The following is a 17,156-nucleotide window of genomic DNA, read 5'->3' on the forward strand; positions in this document are numbered from 1 at the left end:
GAGGGCATCGTGGAGCGGGGTGGTTTCTGGCAAGCGCGTCCGAGCTGGTGGTCAATACGCCCGACGGGCTGTACTGCCCGTCCGGGGATTTCCATATCGATCCGTGGCGCCCCGTGCCCCGCGCGGTGATCACGCACGGGCACGGCGATCACGCCCGCGCCGGCATGGGCAGCTACCACGTCGTCGATGCCGGCCTGCCGATCCTGCAATGGCGGCTCGGTGATCAGGATTACCGGGTCCACGCGCATGGCGAGCGCTTCCAACTGGGTGGCGCCACGCTGTCCTTCCACCCGGCGGGGCACGTGCTCGGCTCGACCCAGGTCCGTATCGAGGCGGATGGACAAACCTGGGTGCTCTCGGGCGATTTCAAGCGCGATCCGGATCCGACCTGCCTGCCGTTCGAGGTGGTGCCGTGCGATGTATTCGTCACAGAATCCACGTTCGGGCTGCCGGTGTTCCGCTGGCCACCAGCGTCGGATGTGGCGCGCGACATTGTCGGGTGGCGCGAGGAGTGCGCCGCCAACGGCGAGGTTGCGATCCTCTACTGCTATGCGCTGGGCAAGGCGCAGCGGGTGCTCGCCGAGCTGATGGCCCACACCGACCGGCCCGCATGGCTGCACGGCGCCATCGATGCGGGCGTGCAGGTCTATCGTGCGGCGGGCGTGCCGATGCTGGACACCAGAAAAGTCGCGGACGAGGCGCGCGGGACCGACTTCGCCGGTGAGCTGATCATCGCTCCGCCGTCGGCGGCAGGAAGTGCGTGGACCCGGCGCTTCCGCCGCGCGCAGCAGGGATTCGCGTCGGGCTGGATGCGGATCCGCGGAAACCGACGCCGACGCAACTACGACCGCGGCTTCGTGCTGTCCGACCACGCCGATTGGCCGTCCCTGCTGCGTACCGTGCGCGAGACCGGCGCACGCCGCGTGATCGCGACGCACGGTGATACCGATGCACTGGTGCGCGTGCTGCGTGAGTCCGGGATCGACGCCGGCGGCTTCCAGACTGCCTACGGTGAGGAGGACTGATGCGGCGTTTTGCAGCGCTGTATGAGCGCCTCGACCGGACCACCGGCACCACCGACAAGCGCGCGGCGCTGGCGGATTACTTCCGCGCCGCGCCGCCCCACGACGCCGCGTGGGCGCTGTGGCTGCTGGCCGGAGGCAAGATCGGCGGCACCCGCGCCCGTATTGCCACCACCGGCGAGCTGCGTGCGTGGGTCGCCGAGGAAAGCGGCAATCCCGACTGGCTGGTCGAGGCGAGCCACCACGCCGTCGGAGACCTGGCGGAAACGCTGGCCCTGCTGCTCGATGACCCCGCGCAGCCCGGCGAGGATGTCGGCCTGGCCGAGTGGATCGAGCAGCGCCTGGTTCCGGTGGCCAATGCCGAGCCGGAAATGCGCCGCGCGGTCGTCGTCGATGCGTGGCGCAGCCTGTGTTTCCGCGAACGTCTGGCATTCAACAAGTTGCTGACTGGTGCCTTGCGGGTCGGCGTCTCTGCCGGGCTGGTACAGAAAGCGCTGGCGGAGTCGTCCGGGGTTGACGTGGCGCGGATCGCGCAGCGGATGCTCGGGCGCTGGGCGCCGTCAGCGGACTTTCTCGCCACGCTGCTGTCCGAGGAGGTGCAGCCCGGCGACGCCGCGCTGCCGTACCCCTTCTTCCTGGCCTCGCCGCTGGAGGGGCCCGCCGAGAATCTGGGCGCCGTCGAGGACTGGCTTCTGGAATGGAAGTGGGACGGCATTCGCCTGCAGCTGATCCGCCGCGGCCCCGACATCGCGCTGTGGTCGCGCGGTGAGGAGCGCATGGACGGCCGCTTCCCGGAAATCGAAGCCGCCGCAGCCGAACTGCCGCGCGATGTGGTCATCGATGCGGAGCTGCTGGCCTGGCGACCCGGCGAGCACATGCCGTTGCCTTTCTCCGCCCTGCAGACCCGGATCCAGCGCCTCAAGCCGGGACCGAAGGTGCTTGCCACAACCCCGGTCCGGGTGACGGCCTACGACCTGCTCGAGCTGGACGGGGAGGACCTGCGTGAGCGCCCGCTGGACGAGCGGCGAGCCCTGCTTGAAGAGCTCATTGATGCGGTCGACCACCCGGTGTTGCAGCTTTCCTCTGCGGTTGAGGCTGCCGATTGGGAGCACGCTGCCGCGCTGCGCGAGCAGTCCCGCGAGCTCGGCGTCGAAGGGCTGATGCTGAAGCGCCGCGACTCGCCCTATCGCCACGGCCGCAAGCGCGGCGACTGGTGGAAGTGGAAGGTCGATCCGCTCTCCGTGGATGCGGTGCTGATCTACGCGCAGTCCGGCTCCGGCCGGCGCAGCACGTTGTACACCGACTACACCTTCGCCCTTTGGGACGGCGACACGCTGGTTCCGGTTGCCAAGGCGTATTCCGGACTGACGGACAAGGAGATCCTGCAGCTGGACCGTTGGATCCGCGGCAACACGCTGCAGCGGTTCGGCCCGGTGCGCTCGGTTCCGGCCGAGCAGGTGTTCGAGATCGCCTTCGAGGGCGTGAATGTGTCGACGCGGCACAAGTCCGGGATCGCGGTGCGCTTCCCGCGCATCGTTCGATGGCGCTCCGACAAGCCTGCTGCCGAGGCCGACCAGGTCGACATCTTGCGGGCACTGGCCCGGTGAGCGACGCGCCCGCCCGCCCCCGGCGGCGAGCCAGTGACGCAGCGCTGACCGACTGGTTTGCAGCGCGCGGATGGCGTCCAGCACCCTTCCAGCGCGAGGCCTGGCGACGCTACCTGGCTGGCGAGTCCGGCCTGCTGGTAACGCCGACCGGCAGTGGCAAGACACTCGCGGCGCTCGGCGGCCCGCTGCTGCAGGCGCTGGCGCTGGACGATGCGCCGGCGAAAGCGAGGCGCGGTGTCGCTGCCGCGCCGCGCCTGCGCCTGCTGTGGATCACGCCGCTGCGCGCGTTGGCCGCCGATACCGTGCGCTCGATGCAGGAGCCGATTGCCGCGCTCGGCGTACCGTGGACGGTCGCGATGCGTACCGGCGACGCCAGCGCACGCGACAAGCGACTCGCCCGCAAGGGCCTGTCGGACGTGCTGGTCACAACACCGGAATCGTTCGCGCTCATGCTGTCCTACCCCGATGCCGCGCAACTGCTCGCCGGCGTGCGCGGGGTGGTGGTCGATGAGTGGCATGAGCTGCTGGGCAACAAACGCGGGGTGCTGTTGCAGTTGTGTCTGGCGCGGCTGCGCGGCATCGTGCCGGCCGCGCCCGTCTGGGGTCTGTCGGCCACCCTGGGCAATCTGGAGGAGGCGCGCGATGTGCTGCTGCCGCATCGCCCCGACGCGCCGATCCTGCAGTTTGCGCGCCGCCGGCGGATGACCTTGCAGACCCTGCTGCCCAACGAAGGCGAGCGCTTTCCCTGGGCCGGGCATCTTGGCCTGTCGCAGCTGGCGCGCGTCGCCGCGGTGCTGCAGAAGGCGCGGTCCAGCCTGTTGTTCACCAACACCCGCTCGCAGGCGGAGCTGTGGCACCGGGCGCTGCAATCGGTCTGGCTGGACGACCCGAAAACCCTCGCGTTGCACCACGGATCCCTGGACGCATCGCTGCGTGCGGCCGCCGAGGCCGGCCTGCGGGATGGCACCGTCCGCTGCGTGGTCGCGACCTCAAGCCTTGACCTCGGCGTGGATTTCCCCGCGGTCGATCAGGTCCTGCAGGTTGGCAGCCCGAAGGGGATGGCGAGGTTGTGGCAACGCGGTGGGCGCGCGCGCCATCGTCCCGGCGAGGCGGGGAAGGTGATCTGCGTGCCGACGCATGCGCTGGAGCTGGCCGAGTACGCGGCCGCAAGGGTGGCGCTCGCCCACGGGCGGGTAGAGTCGCGACCGCCATTGCGGCTGTCGCTGGATGTGCTCGCGCAGCACTGCGTCACCCTCGCGCTGGGCGGCGGCTTCGAGCCTGCGCAATTGCTGGAAGAGGTCCGCGGCACCCACGCATTCGCCACATTGCGCGAGGAAGCGTGGACCGCGGTGCTGGACTTCATCGTCCGCGGCGGCGGCGCGCTGGAAAACTATCCCGACTACCGCCGCGTCATCCGCGACGATGACGGCTGCTATCGCGTCCACGACCGCCGCGTGGCGTTCCGGCACCGGCTGTCGATCGGCACCATCACCAGCGATGGCAGCGTGCAGGTGCGCTACATGAAAGGCGGCTGGCTGGGTTCGGTCGAGGAGGCGTTCATCAGCCGGCTGCGCCCGCGCGAGCGCTTCCAGTTCGCCGGTAAGACACTGGAGCTGGTCCAGCTGCGCGACATGACCGCGTTCGTGCGCATCGCCAAGGCCGGCGAGGGCAGGGTGCCGCGCTGGCAGGGTGGGCGCATGCCGCTGTCCAGCGAGTTGGGTGCCGAGGTTGAGGCCATCCTGCACGAGCCGGCCGAAAGCCCGGAGATGCGCGCGCTGCAACCACTGCTCGACCTGCAATCCCGGCTTTCGCAGTTGCCGGGGCCCGACAGCCTGCTGGTCGAGTCGATCAAGACACGCCAGGGCTGGCACCTGTTCGTCTATCCGTTCGCCGGACGCGGCGTACACGAGGGATTGGCCGCATTGCTGGCGCTGCGCTGGGGGCGCGAAGTCCCGAACACCTTCAGCTGGGCGGTAAACGATTATGGGCTGGTGCTGACGGCGCAGTCCGAGGCGTGGCCGGATGCGCCGCTCATGCAGCGCCTGCTGACGCCGGAGGGCTTGCTGGATGATCTGCTGGCGAGCCTCAATATTGCGGAACTGGCGCGTCGGCAATTCCGCGAAATTGCCCGGGTGGCGGGCCTGCTGCCGCCCTCCCTGCCGGGGCGCGCGGCCCGGTCGCTGCGGCAACTGCAGGCCTCAAGCAGTCTGCTGTTTGACGTCTTGCGCCAGCATGATCCGGGTCACGTCCTGCTGGCCCAGGCTGAGCGCGAGGTGATGGAGGCGCAACTCGACGTCCAGCACCTTAAGGCTGTCCTGACCCGGTGCGGTGAACGGCCGCTGGCACTGCGGCGTCCGCGCAGCCTGACGCCGCTGGGGTTCCCGCTATGGGCCGAGGCCATCCGCGGCCAGCTCAGCACCGAGGACTGGCGCACCCGCGTGAAGCGCGCCGCGCAGCAGCTGGAGCAGCGACATGCCCGGAATGCTTGAGCGCGAGGTAGCGGGCGAGGCGCTGCACTTCCACGCGGATCGCGCGGTGTTCTGGCCATCACGCAAGCGCCTGCTGATCGCCGACCTGCACCTGGGCAAGGGCGACGTGATGCGGGCGGCGGGAATTCCGGTGCCCACCGGCGGCACCGCGCATGACCTGGCGCGGCTGGACACGCTGCTACGCGCGACTGGCGCCGCGGAGCTGTGGGTTCTTGGCGACTTCCTGCACGGCAGGCGGAGTGTGGCCGTCGAGAGCGCGTGGAGAGCGCTGCTGGCCGGGCATCCGCTTGTTGGCGTGAGCGTGGTCGGTGGCAACCACGATCGCGCACTGGTTCCCGACGCGCTGGGGGTGGAGCTGCTCCCGGAGGACGTCTGCGATGGTCCGTTCCGGTTCCGCCACCATCCGCGTGCCCCCCGGGATGACGCCCAGGGCTACGTGCTGTGCGGGCATCTGCATCCGGTGGTGAGCCTGCCGGGTTTGCCAGGGCGCTATCCGGCGTTCGTGCTTGCGCCGGATCAGATGGTGCTGCCCGCTTTTTCGGCCTTCACTGGCGGCATGCGCGTCGAGGATCCGGACCAGCGCTGGATCGCGTGCGCCAAAGGCCTGTTGGTCGAAAACTTCTAGGAGCGGACGACGCGATCGCGCCGTCCGATCACGAAGAGGGTGTCGGCGATGTCAGCCCTTGGTGCCCGTGCTGGCGGTCTTGGTGGCCGCCTTGCGCGCCGTGTTGCCGCGCGAACGGAACGCGGTCGCGTTGACACGGGGCCGGATCGGCGTGTTGCCGAGGACCTCGACGCGGCCACCCTGCTTGCGAAACGCAGCGAGGTCGGCGGCAATGCTCTCGCTGGTGATGCCATTGTTGGCGTTCTTGGCGCTACCGGTGGAACGTCGGCGCAGCGGCGCGCTGGCCGCGCGGCTGGGAGTGCGGGTGGTGGTGCTGGCGGGCTTGGTCGACGTGCTTGACATTGCTTCTCCTGGAAGTGGGCCGTCCGACGCGGGACGGCACAGCCGGCAGATAGCGGCGCGCCACCGCGGGCTGCGGTGATGCCGATGCCGTGAACCCCGTCCCAGGATCAACGTTGCTCAAGTTGATCGAGCCATGCAGTGGCAGGCTTTAGGGCGGGGAGCCCTGTATAATAGCACAAGTTCGGCTAACGTGCATGTAACGTCTTCGATCGGGTGCTGGGCCCTGCCTTTCGCGCCTGCTCGGACTACAGGCAAAAACGCCCCGCACCAACCTCGGTGGGATGCGGGGCGCCTGGCGCGTGCTTGGGTTGAGGCTTACCAGCTGAAGCCGGCACCTGCGGACACGCTGCTCTCACCGCCGGCGATGGCTCCGCCCAGCGACACGCTCGCGCGAGCGCCGATGGCGCGGCGATAGCCGATCGCCAAAGCCTGCTGGCCACCCTGGGACCCGATGCCCACGCCGATGTTGTTGGCGCCGCCCAGTCCTGCCGTGTTGGCCGCGAGCCCGGCGTAGGCGGCGCTTGTGGCGCCCATGCGATCGATACGGCGGTCCAGCGTGTGGAAGCGATCGTCCATTTCCATGCGGAACTCATCCAGCCCGTGGTTGAAGCGGGCCACCTGCTGATCCGTGTACGCGTTCGAAGACTGCAGGGTGGCGGCGTCGCCAGTGTCTGCGTAGCTGTTGGCGGTCTGAAGTGTCTGCGTGTCGCCTGCATCCGAGTAGGCGTTTGCGTCAGCAAGGGTCTGTGCATCCCCGGCATCCGCAATCGCTTGGACCTGCCCGGGCGTGATGCTGCCCGCGGCGATGATCTGCGAATCGGTATAGGCGTTCGCATCCGAGAGCGTCTGCGTGGAACTGGCGTCGGTGTACGCATTCGCGTCAGTCAGCGTCTGCGCGTCGCCGGCATCGGCGATCGCCTGCACCTGTGCCGGGGTGATGCTCCCGGCGGCGATGATCTGCGCATCGGTGTACGCGTTCGCATCCGCCAGGGTCACCGCATCGCCTGCGTCCGCGACGGCCTGGACCTGGGCCATGGTGATCCCGCCCACGCCGCCCAACGCCGCCTGCATCTGGCGCAGGTTGACGGCGTCGGTATCGGCGGTCGCGTCTGCGACGTTGACGATCTGGCGCTCGCTGCCGGCGCTGCCGACGGACACCGTACTCACCCGGTCGGCGACGGAGTTCGACCCCAGCGCGACGCTGTCAGCGACGCTGGCGTGCGCCGAGCTGCCGATCGCACTGCTGCCAGCCGCGCTGGCCCGGGCGGCGGAGCCGAATGCAGCACTTTGCAGGGCGCTGGCGGTGGAGGCGGGACCGATGGCGGTGCTGAGGCCGCCGCTTGCGATGGCTTTCGGGCCGAACGCTGCACTGGCATTGCCGGTGGCCAGGGTTCCCGTGCCAATCGCGCTGCTGTGGTCACCCTTCGCCTGCGCGCCGCTGCCGAACGCGTTGGCGTTGGCGCCGCTTGCAAGGGTGACCTCGTCGGGATCGACAAGACCGTCGCTGTTGTCATCCAGCCAGCCGCCCATGGCGACGCTGTCAGGCCCGCTTGCGACGCTCTTGTAGCCAAACGCGGCCGATCTTTGGCCAGAGGCTGTGTTGGAATAGCCAAATGCACTGGTGTGATTGTTGCTCGCAACGTTGCCGAGGCCGAACGCGTTGCTTTCTGCCCCTGACGAATGGTTTAGAACGCCCACCGCGCTGCTGACTCTGCCGGACGCAGTACTTGCATAGCCAAGGGCGCTACTGGCCTGGCCAGATGCGTGAGTACGATTGCCGAACGCGCTGCTGGACTGTCCAGTCGCGCGGTTCTCATATCCGAAGGCGCTACTGTTATCCCCGCTCGCCTGGTTCTCAGTACCAACCGAACTGCTGTACTCGCCCGATGCGCTGTTTATGTAGCCCAGCGCGGTGCTGAAGTCACCTGTGGCCTGTGTTGCAGGTCCAAATGCTGAGCTGGCTACCCCGCTGGCCAGCGTCATATCGCTTGAATCGACAACGCCGTTCCCATTGAGGTCGTAGTAACCTCCCACGGCGATACTGCTGTCGCCGGTTGCGATGCTGCCGGCCCCGACGCCGGTGGCGAGGTCAGCGCTCGCTTGCGCACCGCCGCCGATCGCGACCGAGTAATATCCCGACGAGGTGGTGTAATCGAGCGGGGTGTGGTTGTAAATCCCATCGCCATCGCGGTCGAGCAAACCGCCGAAGGCGATGCTTCCCATCGCACTGGCGCGCGAGTAGCTCCCCATGGCGGTCGAGTAGAGCCCTGAAGACTGGTTGAAATACCCCATTGCACTGCTGAACTCGCCGCTTGCTGTGTTCCCCCATCCAAACGCGCTGCCACGCTCGCCACTGCTTACGTTGTTGGTGCCGAACGCGTTACTGTTCCCTCCGCTGGCAGTATTCCGCCGGCCGAAGGCGTTCGCGACCCAGTTGGCGATGTTATCCGAGCCAAATGCGTTGGCTCCGGATGAACAGGTGCTGTTGTCTACACCGCCCTCATTCCCCAGATTGGTGCCGGGCGAGGGCGACGTCGGCGTTCCGTCCGGGTTTACGCAGGGCCGGTCAGCGGCGATGGCAGACAGCGGGACGCTCATAAGAAGGAGCAGTGCAGCGGCGAGCGGTGCCCGGTTAAATCGTGCGCCAGTGGAGATGAAGTTTGTCGACGGGCGGTTCGAACTTCGGATCATTTCTTTCTTCCCTTGAGTGATTCGGCGGTAAAGAGCGCAATCTCTTCACTCCCCGATGCACGCCGTCACGTAGGGAATCCGGACATTGCAGTTCCGCCGTCTCGTTTTATTGGCCCTGTTGATCTGCGTTGCGACCCATCAGGCGACCTGACAGCTCTTTTGGATCGTTCATCACGGGCACTAGACTGGTGCGGCTGTGGCGCCACCGTTCGCCGGCGCGCACCCGCGAACTTTCCGCAGCTGATCTGTCCGGCTGGGCCGTCAGCCGATGGCATCGGCCAAGGTGCTTTCCGAGTCCGCATCCATCTTCAGGGTGGCCAGCTCGTCGGCGCGGGTGACTCCGCGGGTAAGGATTGCCAAGGGCAATCCGCGTTCGTGAGCCATGCGCGCAAATCTGAAGCCCGAATAGACCATCAGCGATGATCCGACCACGAGCACCGCGTCAGACTGCTCGAGGGCTTCCAGGGCGCGCGCAAGCCGCTGCCGGGGAACGTTTTCACCGAAAAATACGACGTCAGGCTTGAGCATGCCGCCGCAATGGGGGCAGGCAGGCGGCTCGAATCCGCTCAGGTCCACGCCTTCCAGATCGGCGTCGCCGTCGGGTGCAGTGGCTGCGGTGTGCTGGCTCCAGTGCGGGTAGCGGGCTTTCAGGTCCTGCTGGACCAGCGCCCGGTCCCTGCGTCGATCGCACTGCAGGCAGGCGACCACGCCGAGCCGGCCGTGCAGGTCGACCACGTTGCGGTGACCGGCGCGCGCGTGCAGCCCGTCCACGTTTTGGGTGACCAGGGTGGAGAGGACGGCGCGCGACTCCAGGGTCGCCAGCGCCGCATGCGCCCGATTGGGCTGCGCCCGCGCAACCGCAGGCCAACCGACAAAGCTGCGCGCCCAATACCGCGCGCGTATGGCGGGATCGCCAACGAACTGCTGATAGGTGATCGGAGAGCGGCCCTTCCACTGGCCATCGGCTCCGCGATAGTCGGGAATACCCGAATTGGTGCTGACGCGGGCGCCGGTGAGCACGAAGACCGAGCGGTAATTTTCCAGCCAGGAAGAAAGATCCGCCGCGGCGTCGGTCCGTGAAGCAGGCACGCCGCCATCGTGATGCGCGTGGGTCACTTGATCGGTGGGCCGATCACAAGCTCATCGAGCTGGTAGCCACGTGCCATCGCATCCGCTTTCAGCCGATTGAACAGCGCCGCGTCCATCGAGGGGTCGCGCGACAGGATCCACAGGTACTTCCGGCTGGGACCGCCGACCACCGCCCAGCGATACTCCGGATCGACATCCAGGACCCAGTAGTCGGCCCAGATACCGGGGACCCAGCCCAGCCACGCGGGCGCGAATCGCACTTTGAGCGCGCCCGGACTGCCGTCGACGGTCCGTGCCTCACCAACCGATTCGGTCCGGGAGCCGTCCCTGGTGCGGCACGCGTTGCGGACCTCGATCCGGTCGTTCTCTTTCAGCGTGTAGGTGGCGGTGGTGTCGGCTACGCATTTGCGCTGGAAAAACATTGGCAGGTGGGCGATCTCGTGCCACTGGCCGAGGTATCGATCCAGCTCCAACGCCGTGACCGGGACGTTCTCCAATGGTGCGCCTGTTCCGGCGGAGGTCGATGTCTGGGTCTTGCCGGCGCCCGGAGCCAGAACCATGGCAGCAGCGATGGCGTAGGCGATTGCGCGCATGAGGGTTGCCCGATGAGGAAAGGTGCGGTCCAAGGTGTCATCGATCACCACCAGAGGGCGTGAACGACCAAGCGGAGCTGAGCCCGGAAGTCCCGGCCCCGGCCATACAGGGGCGGCCAACTATACTGTCGGGTGTTACTCGACCGCCCCGCGCGCTGCGCGACCGTCGACACGCCACCCGCCAAAAAGGTACCCAACGCCGACCATGAACACAGCCAACCGCAAGCCCCTGCCGGGCACCGATCTGGAATACTTCGATGCGCGCGCCGCCGTGGATGCGCTGCGCCCCGGTGCCTACGCCCGGCTGCCGTACTGCTCGCGCGTGTTCGCGGAAAACCTGGTGCGGCGCTGCGATCCGAAGACCCTGGACGCGTCGTTGCTGCAGCTGATCGAGCGACGCAGTGACCTGGATTTCCCGTGGTTCCCCTCGCGTGTGGTCTGCCACGACATCCTCGGCCAGACCGCGCTGGTGGACCTGGCCGGCCTGCGGGATGCGATCGCCGAGCAGGGCGGCGATCCCGCGCAGGTCAATCCGGTGGTGCCGACGCAGCTGATCGTCGATCACTCGCTGGCGGTGGAGCACGCCGGGTTCGACCGCGACGCGTTCGCCAAGAACCGGGCGATCGAGGACCGCCGCAACTTTGACCGGTTCCACTTCATCAACTGGACCAAGAAGGCGTTCAAGAACATCGATGTGATCCCTCCGGGCAACGGGATCATGCATCAGATCAACCTGGAGCGGATGTCGCCGGTGATCCAGGCCGTCGACGGCGTGGCCTCGCCGGATACGCTGGTGGGCACCGACAGCCACACCCCGCACGTGAACGCGCTGGGCGTGATCGCGATCGGCGTCGGCGGTCTGGAAGCCGAAAGCGTGATGCTGGGCCGGCCCTCGTGGATGCGCCTGCCGGACATCATCGGCGTGGAGCTGACCGGCAAGCCGCAGCCGGGCATCACCGCCACCGATATCGTGCTGGCGCTGACCGAGTTCCTGCGCAACGAGCGCGTCGTCGGCGCCTACCTGGAGTTCTTCGGCGAAGGCGCGACGGCGTTGACGCTGGGCGACCGCGCGACGATCTCCAACATGACCCCGGAGTTCGGTGCGACCGCGGCGATGTTCAACATCGACCAGCAGACCATCGACTACCTCAAGCTGACCGGTCGCGCCGACGAGCAGGTCAAGCTGGTGGAAACCTACGCGCGCCACGCGGGCCTGTGGGCGGATGATCTGGTGACCGCCGAGTACGAGCGGAAGCTGACTTTCGACCTGTCCGCGGTGGTGCGGACCATGGCCGGCCCGTCCAACCCGCACAAGCGCCTGCCCACGTCGGATCTGGCCGCGCGCGGCATCGCGGTCGACCTGGACAAGGCCCAGGCGCAGGAAGCCGACGGCCTGCTGCCCGATGGCGCGGTGATCATCGCCGCCATCACCAGCTGCACCAACACCTCCAACCCGCGAAACGTGATTGCCGCCGGCCTCATCGCGCGCAACGCCAACCGCCGTGGGCTGACCCGCAAGCCGTGGGTGAAATCCTCGCTGGCGCCGGGTTCCAAGGCGGTACAGCTGTACCTCGAAGACTCGAAACTGCTGCCGGAGCTGGAGCAGCTCGGGTTCGGCATCGTCGGCTTCGCCTGCACCACCTGCAACGGGATGAGCGGGGCGCTGGACCCGGTGATCCAGAAGGAACTGATCGAGCGCGACCTGTACTCGGTCGCCGTGCTGTCGGGCAACCGCAACTTCGACGGCCGCATCCACCCCTATGCCAAGCAGGCGTTCCTGGCCTCGCCGCCGCTGGTGGTCGCCTACGCCATTGCCGGCACCATTCGTTTCGACATCGAGAAGGATGTGCTGGGTATCGACAAGGACGGCGTGGCGGTCACCCTCAAGGATCTGTGGCCCGACGATGCCGAGATCGATGCGATCGTCGCTGCCAGCGTCAAGCCCGAGCAGTTCCGCCAGGTCTACGACCCGATGTTCGCGCGCAGCGGCCTAGCCGGGCTGCAGGTCGACCCGCTGTACGACTGGCGCCCGATGAGCACCTACATCCGTCGTCCGCCGTACTGGGAAGGCGCGCTGGCCGGCGAGCGCAGCATGACCGGAATGCGGCCGCTGGCGGTGCTGGGCGACAACATCACCACCGACCACCTGTCCCCATCCAACGCGATCATGGCCAGCAGCGCGGCCGGCGAGTACCTGACCAAGATGGGCGTGCCCGAGGAGGACTACAACTCGTACGCCACCCACCGCGGCGACCACCTGACCGCGCAGCGCGCGACGTTCGCCAACCCCAAGCTGTTCAACGAGATGGTGCGCAACGAGGACGGCTCGGTGCGCCAGGGCTCGCTGGCCCGGCTCGAGCCGGAAGGCAAGGTGATGCGCATGTGGGACGTCATCGAGACCTATATGGAGCGCAAGCAGCCGCTGATCATCATCGCCGGTGCCGACTACGGCCAGGGCAGCTCGCGCGACTGGGCGGCCAAGGGCGTGCGGCTGGCCGGCGTGGAAGTGATCGTCGCCGAAGGCTTCGAGCGCATCCACCGCACCAACCTGGTCGGCATGGGCGTGCTGCCGCTGCAGTTCCAGCCCGGCACCGACCGCAACACGCTGGGGATCGATGGCACCGAGACGTTTGACGTCATGGGTACGCCGGCGCCCGGCGCGGAGTTGGTGCTGGTCATTCATCGCGCCAACGGCGGCCGGATCGAGGTGCCGGTGATGTGCCGCCTGGACAGCGATGACGAGCTGCTGATCTACGAGGCGGGCGGGGTGCTGCAGCGGTTTGCCCAGGACTTCCTGGCGTCGTCCGGCGGCAGCGCTGGCAAGAACGCGGAAGCGGTAAGCACCGCAAACGCCTGACCGCGCTCCGGTCATCCTCCTTCCTCGCCTGCAGCCGGATTCGTCCATGAGCCACAAACCACAGATCCGCATCCCCGCCACCTACATGCGTGGCGGGACCTCCAAAGGTGTGTTCTTCCGGCTTGACGACCTGCCGGAGGTCGCCCGTGTGCCCGGCGCGGCCCGCGATGCGCTGCTGTTGAGGGTGATCGGCAGTCCCGATCCCTACGGCAAGCAGACCGACGGCATGGGCGGGGCGACGTCCAGCACCAGCAAGACGGTGATCGTCAGCGCAAGTACGCGCCCGGATCACGATGTCGACTACCTGTTCGGCCAGGTCGCGATCGACAAGGCATTCGTGGATTGGAGCGGCAACTGCGGCAACCTCACCGCGGCGGTCGGCTCGTTCGCGATCAGCAACGGGCTGGTGGACGCGGCGCGCGTCCCAAGCGATGGCATCTGCACGGTGCGCATCTGGCAGGCGAACATCGGCAAGACCATCATCGCCCACGTGCCGATGACGGCGGGCGAGGTCCAGGAGACCGGCGACTTCGAGCTGGACGGGGTGACCTTCCCGGCGGCGGAGGTCGCGGTGGAGTTTCTCGATCCGGCCGATGACGGCGAAGAGGGCGGGGCGATGTTCCCCACCGGCAACGTCGTCGATGAGCTGGAGGTTCCCGGCGTCGGCACGTTCCCGGCCACGCTGATCAATGCCGGTATCCCCACCATCTTCATCAACGCCGACTCGATCGGCTACACCGGCACCGAGCTGCAGGACGCGGTCAATGGCGACCCGAAGGCATTGGCGATGTTCGAGACCATCCGTGCTTACGGCGCGGTGCGGATGGGCCTGATCGCGCACATCGACGAGGCCGCAGGCCGGCAGCACACGCCCAAGGTCGCGATCGTGGCACCACCGGCCGCCTACACCGCGTCCAGCGGCAAAGCCATCGCCGCCGACGCCATCGATCTCAACGTGCGCGCCATGTCGATGGGCAAGCTGCACCACGCGATGATGGGCACTGCGGCGGTCGCCATCGGCACCGCGGCAGCGGTTCCGGGCACCCTGGTGAACCTCGCGGCAGGCGGCGGCGATCGGACGGCGGTGACCTTCGGCCATCCGTCGGGAACGCTCCGGGTCGGCGCCGAAGCGGTGCAGGCGGACGGCAAGTGGCAGGTCACCAAGGCCATCATGAGCCGGAGCGCGCGCGTGTTGATGGAGGGATGGGTGCGGGTGCCTGCCGGCGCGCTCTGAGCGAACTCCTGCCCAGCGGGCAGTCCTCCAGGCTCACTGGACGGCTCGGCCCCCAGCCTTTGGCACTGACGTCTGCGGGCCTCGTCGGTTAGAACGGGGCATGGCTTTTTGTGTCATCTGAATTCATTTACGGAGATTTCCTTGAAAAAGACACTGCTTTTTGCGGCGACCGCGGTCGCCCTGACCCTGGGCGCGCCGCTGGCCGCCAACCCCACCGACCGCTGTCTTGACGCCAACTGCGACCTGCGCGCGCTGTATGCCGCGCCCGCCAGCGCCGGTGGCAGCGCCGACACAGCGGCCGTCTCGGCGAGTCGTTTTGGTACCTGGGGCATCGACACCGACGGCATGAACACCGATCTGCGTCCGGGCGATGACTTCTTCGGCTATGTCAGCGGCAAGTGGGCCGAAGAGACCGAAATCCCGGCCGACAAGTCGATGTACGGCTCGTTCCTGGGCCTGCGCGACCTGTCCGAGAAGCGCGTGCACCAGTTGCTGGAAAGCTACCCGCAGGCCGATCCGGCCACCGGCGGCGACGCAGCCAAGCTGGCCGCGCTGTATCAGGGTTACCTGGACGAGAAGACCGTCGAGGCGCTCGACGACAAGCCGCTGCAGCCGTACCTGGACGCGATCCGCAACGCCAGGGACAAGGACGCGATTGCGCGCCTGATGGGCGAGAGCAGCGCCAGCCTGGGCCGCAGCTTCTTCGGCAGCTACGTCTCCGATGACCAGCGCAACCCCGACGTCTACACCCTGTACTTCAGCCAGTCCGGCCTCGGACTGGGTGATCGCGAGATGTACCTGGGCGAGAAGTTCGCGCCGCAGCGCGAGCGCTATGTCCAATACATCGCACAGCTGCTGGAGCTGGGCGGCTGGGCCGATCCCCAGGCGAATGCCGACGCGATCATGAAGATGGAGACCGAGATCGCGAAGGCCCACTGGACGCGCGCGGAAAGCCGTGACCGCGACAAGACCTACAACCCGGTCGAACTGGACAAGCTCGACACCGTCGCCGCCGGCTTCCCGTGGCAGACCTACCTGACGGCCGCCGGCCTGGACTACGCGACCGACGGCGTGATCCGTCAGGACACCGCGCTGCCGAAGATCGCGAAGATCTTTGCCGACAGCGATATGGACACGCTGAAGGCCTGGCAGGCGTTCCACACCATCGACAATGCCGCACCGATGCTGTCGAGCCGGTTTGCCGACGCCGAGTTCGAGTTCCGCAGCAAGTTCCTGTCCGGCCAGCCCGAGCAGGCAGCGCGCTGGAAGCGGGCGGTGAGCTACACGTCCTCGGCGATGGGCGAGGCGATCGGGCGCGACTACGTCAAGCTGTATTTCCCCGCCGACGCCAAGGCCAAGATGGACGCGCTGGTTGCCAACGTGAAGGCCGCCATGGGTGCGCGTCTGGACCAGCTCGACTGGATGAGCCCGGCCACCAAGGCCGAAGCGCACTCCAAGCTCAAGGGCTTCGGCCTGAAGATCGGCCACCCCGACGAGTGGCGCGACTACAGCGACCTCAAGGTCGCGCAGGGCGACGTGCTCGACAATGCCGTGCGCGCCGCGCAGTTCGAGTGGGACTACCGACGCGTGCGCATCGGCAAGCCGGTCGACAAGGCGGAGTGGGGCATGACGCCGCACACCGTCAACGCCTACTACAACTCGGTCAAGAACGAGATCGTGTTCCCGGCCGCGATCCTGCAGCCACCGTTCTTTGATCCGGACGCCGATCCGGCGGTGAACTATGGCGGCATCGGCGGAGTGATCGGCCATGAGATCATCCACGGCTTCGACGACCAGGGACGCAAGTCCGACGGCAGCGGCCTGCTGCGCGACTGGTGGACGTCCGGGGATGCGGCGAAGTTCGAGGCGCAGGCGGCCAAGCTCGGCGCGCAGTACGAGTCCTACGAGTTCCCGCAGTTGCCCGGCATGCACATCAACAGCAAGGTCGCGATGGGCGAGAACATCGGTGACCTGGGTGGCCTGACCATCGCGCTGGAAGCCTACCGGCGCTCGCTGGATGGGAAGGAAGCACCGGTCATTGATGGCTTTACCGGCGAACAGCGCTTCTTCATGGGCTGGGCGCAGGTCTGGCGGACGCTGTGGCGCGACGATGCGCTGCGCCAGCAGCTGGTCAACGGCACGCACTCGCCGGGCCACATCCGCGCGTTCGCGCCGCTGCGCAACATCGATGCGTGGTACGACGCGTTTGACGTCAAGCAGGGCGATGCGCTGTGGATCGCCCCCGAGGATCGCGTCCGCATCTGGTGATGCCGAACCGGCGATGCGTTGGTCACTGACGCATCGCATGCATAAACCCGGGCTGCTACGTCGGTCCGGGTTTTTTCTTGTGCGATCCGCGCGCTTGGCGCCTCATCTGTTGGGTCGTTGGGTGACTGGGGCGCCGGGGGTGAACGCCCTTTCCTGCGAATGTCCCCCGGCACCGGTGAAGCCGGTGCCTCCTCCTTTATTTCGCCGTCAAGCGCATTCACCCCCGGCGTTCCAATGGCGGCGGTTGAAAAACGCAAGGCCACCAGCCCAGGCGGGGCCCGTATGCCTTCCGGGCGAAATAAAGGAGGAGGCGTCCGCCGCAGGCGGAAGCCGGGGGAC

The 17,156-nt window shown here is 67.5% G+C and carries 11 protein-coding genes; 7 read left to right on the top strand and 4 right to left on the bottom strand.

The features are described from left to right. Nucleotides 1–26: 26 nt before the first annotated feature. Genes INQ41_RS05910 through pdeM form a run of 4 tightly spaced genes read left to right on the top strand, consistent with a single transcriptional unit; the run spans nucleotide 27 to nucleotide 5,743 of the window. A complete protein-coding gene (locus INQ41_RS05910) occupies nucleotides 27–1,025 on the top strand; it encodes a ligase-associated DNA damage response exonuclease (RefSeq protein WP_193987236.1) in 999 nt (332 codons plus the stop codon). Continuing rightward, nucleotides 1,025–2,629: an ATP-dependent DNA ligase gene (locus tag INQ41_RS05915; protein ID WP_193986983.1), complete on the top strand. Its 1,605-nt coding sequence runs from the start codon at nucleotides 1,025–1,027 to the stop codon at nucleotides 2,627–2,629. The genes INQ41_RS05910 and INQ41_RS05915 overlap by 1 nt, the downstream gene beginning before the upstream one ends. Then, nucleotides 2,626–5,118 (top strand): ligase-associated DNA damage response DEXH box helicase, encoded by a 2,493-nt coding sequence (locus tag INQ41_RS05920; protein ID WP_228076728.1) that lies wholly within the window; start codon nucleotides 2,626–2,628, stop codon nucleotides 5,116–5,118. The genes INQ41_RS05915 and INQ41_RS05920 overlap by 4 nt, the downstream gene beginning before the upstream one ends. Continuing rightward, nucleotides 5,102–5,743: a ligase-associated DNA damage response endonuclease PdeM gene (gene pdeM / locus INQ41_RS05925; protein WP_193986985.1), complete on the top strand. Its 642-nt coding sequence runs from the start codon at nucleotides 5,102–5,104 to the stop codon at nucleotides 5,741–5,743. The genes INQ41_RS05920 and pdeM overlap by 17 nt, the downstream gene beginning before the upstream one ends. A 51-nt stretch (nucleotides 5,744–5,794) precedes the next feature. On the opposite strand, the gene INQ41_RS05930 is transcribed toward pdeM, so the two are convergent. From INQ41_RS05930 to INQ41_RS05945, 4 genes are all read right to left on the bottom strand, one after another. Next, nucleotides 5,795–6,085 (bottom strand): hypothetical protein, encoded by a 291-nt coding sequence (locus tag INQ41_RS05930; protein WP_228062633.1) that lies wholly within the window; start codon nucleotides 6,083–6,085, stop codon nucleotides 5,795–5,797. Between the two features lie 315 nt (nucleotides 6,086–6,400). Further along, nucleotides 6,401–8,776 carry a YadA-like family protein gene (locus INQ41_RS05935; RefSeq protein ID WP_193986986.1) on the bottom strand — a complete coding sequence of 792 codons (2,376 nt, stop codon included), beginning with the start codon at nucleotides 8,774–8,776 and terminating at the stop codon, nucleotides 6,401–6,403. Nucleotides 8,777–9,037: 261 nt separating this feature from the next. Next, a complete protein-coding gene (locus INQ41_RS05940; protein WP_193986987.1) occupies nucleotides 9,038–9,865 on the bottom strand; it encodes an NAD-dependent protein deacetylase in 828 nt (275 codons plus the stop codon). Nucleotides 9,866–9,888: 23 nt separating this feature from the next. Further along, nucleotides 9,889–10,458 carry a lipocalin family protein gene (locus INQ41_RS05945; protein WP_193986988.1) on the bottom strand — a complete coding sequence of 190 codons (570 nt, stop codon included), beginning with the start codon at nucleotides 10,456–10,458 and terminating at the stop codon, nucleotides 9,889–9,891. A gap of 205 nt (nucleotides 10,459–10,663) precedes the next feature. Between INQ41_RS05945 and acnD the strand changes: the two genes are divergently transcribed. From acnD to INQ41_RS05960, 3 genes are all read left to right on the top strand, one after another. Further along, nucleotides 10,664–13,315 (top strand): Fe/S-dependent 2-methylisocitrate dehydratase AcnD, encoded by a 2,652-nt coding sequence (gene acnD / locus INQ41_RS05950; protein WP_193986989.1) that lies wholly within the window; start codon nucleotides 10,664–10,666, stop codon nucleotides 13,313–13,315. A gap of 46 nt (nucleotides 13,316–13,361) precedes the next feature. Continuing rightward, complete coding sequence (gene prpF / locus INQ41_RS05955) at nucleotides 13,362–14,549, top strand: 2-methylaconitate cis-trans isomerase PrpF (RefSeq protein WP_193986990.1); 1,188 nt, start codon at nucleotides 13,362–13,364, stop codon at nucleotides 14,547–14,549. A 141-nt stretch (nucleotides 14,550–14,690) separates the two neighbouring features. After that, nucleotides 14,691–16,817 (top strand): M13 family metallopeptidase, encoded by a 2,127-nt coding sequence (locus INQ41_RS05960; protein ID WP_193986991.1) that lies wholly within the window; start codon nucleotides 14,691–14,693, stop codon nucleotides 16,815–16,817. Nucleotides 16,818–17,156 lie beyond the last annotated feature (339 nt).

The organism is Lysobacter ciconiae (genome assembly GCF_015209725.1).
GTDB classification, from domain to species: domain Bacteria; phylum Pseudomonadota; class Gammaproteobacteria; order Xanthomonadales; family Xanthomonadaceae; genus Novilysobacter; species Novilysobacter ciconiae.

Excerpts from the sequence above, each read along its gene's own strand:
- INQ41_RS05945 (WP_193986988.1), bottom strand. The coding sequence starts at position 10,458 with ATGCGCGCAATCGCCTACGCCATCGCTGCTGCCATGGTTCTGGCTCCG.
- INQ41_RS05930 (WP_228062633.1), bottom strand. The coding sequence starts at position 6,085 with ATGTCAAGCACGTCGACCAAGCCCGCCAGCACCACCACCCGCACTCCC.
- pdeM (WP_193986985.1), top strand. The coding sequence starts at position 5,102 with ATGCCCGGAATGCTTGAGCGCGAGGTAGCGGGCGAGGCGCTGCACTTC.
- INQ41_RS05935 (WP_193986986.1), bottom strand. The coding sequence starts at position 8,776 with ATGATCCGAAGTTCGAACCGCCCGTCGACAAACTTCATCTCCACTGGC.
- acnD (WP_193986989.1), top strand. The coding sequence starts at position 10,664 with ATGAACACAGCCAACCGCAAGCCCCTGCCGGGCACCGATCTGGAATAC.
- INQ41_RS05915 (WP_193986983.1), top strand. The coding sequence starts at position 1,025 with ATGCGGCGTTTTGCAGCGCTGTATGAGCGCCTCGACCGGACCACCGGC.
- prpF (WP_193986990.1), top strand. The coding sequence starts at position 13,362 with ATGAGCCACAAACCACAGATCCGCATCCCCGCCACCTACATGCGTGGC.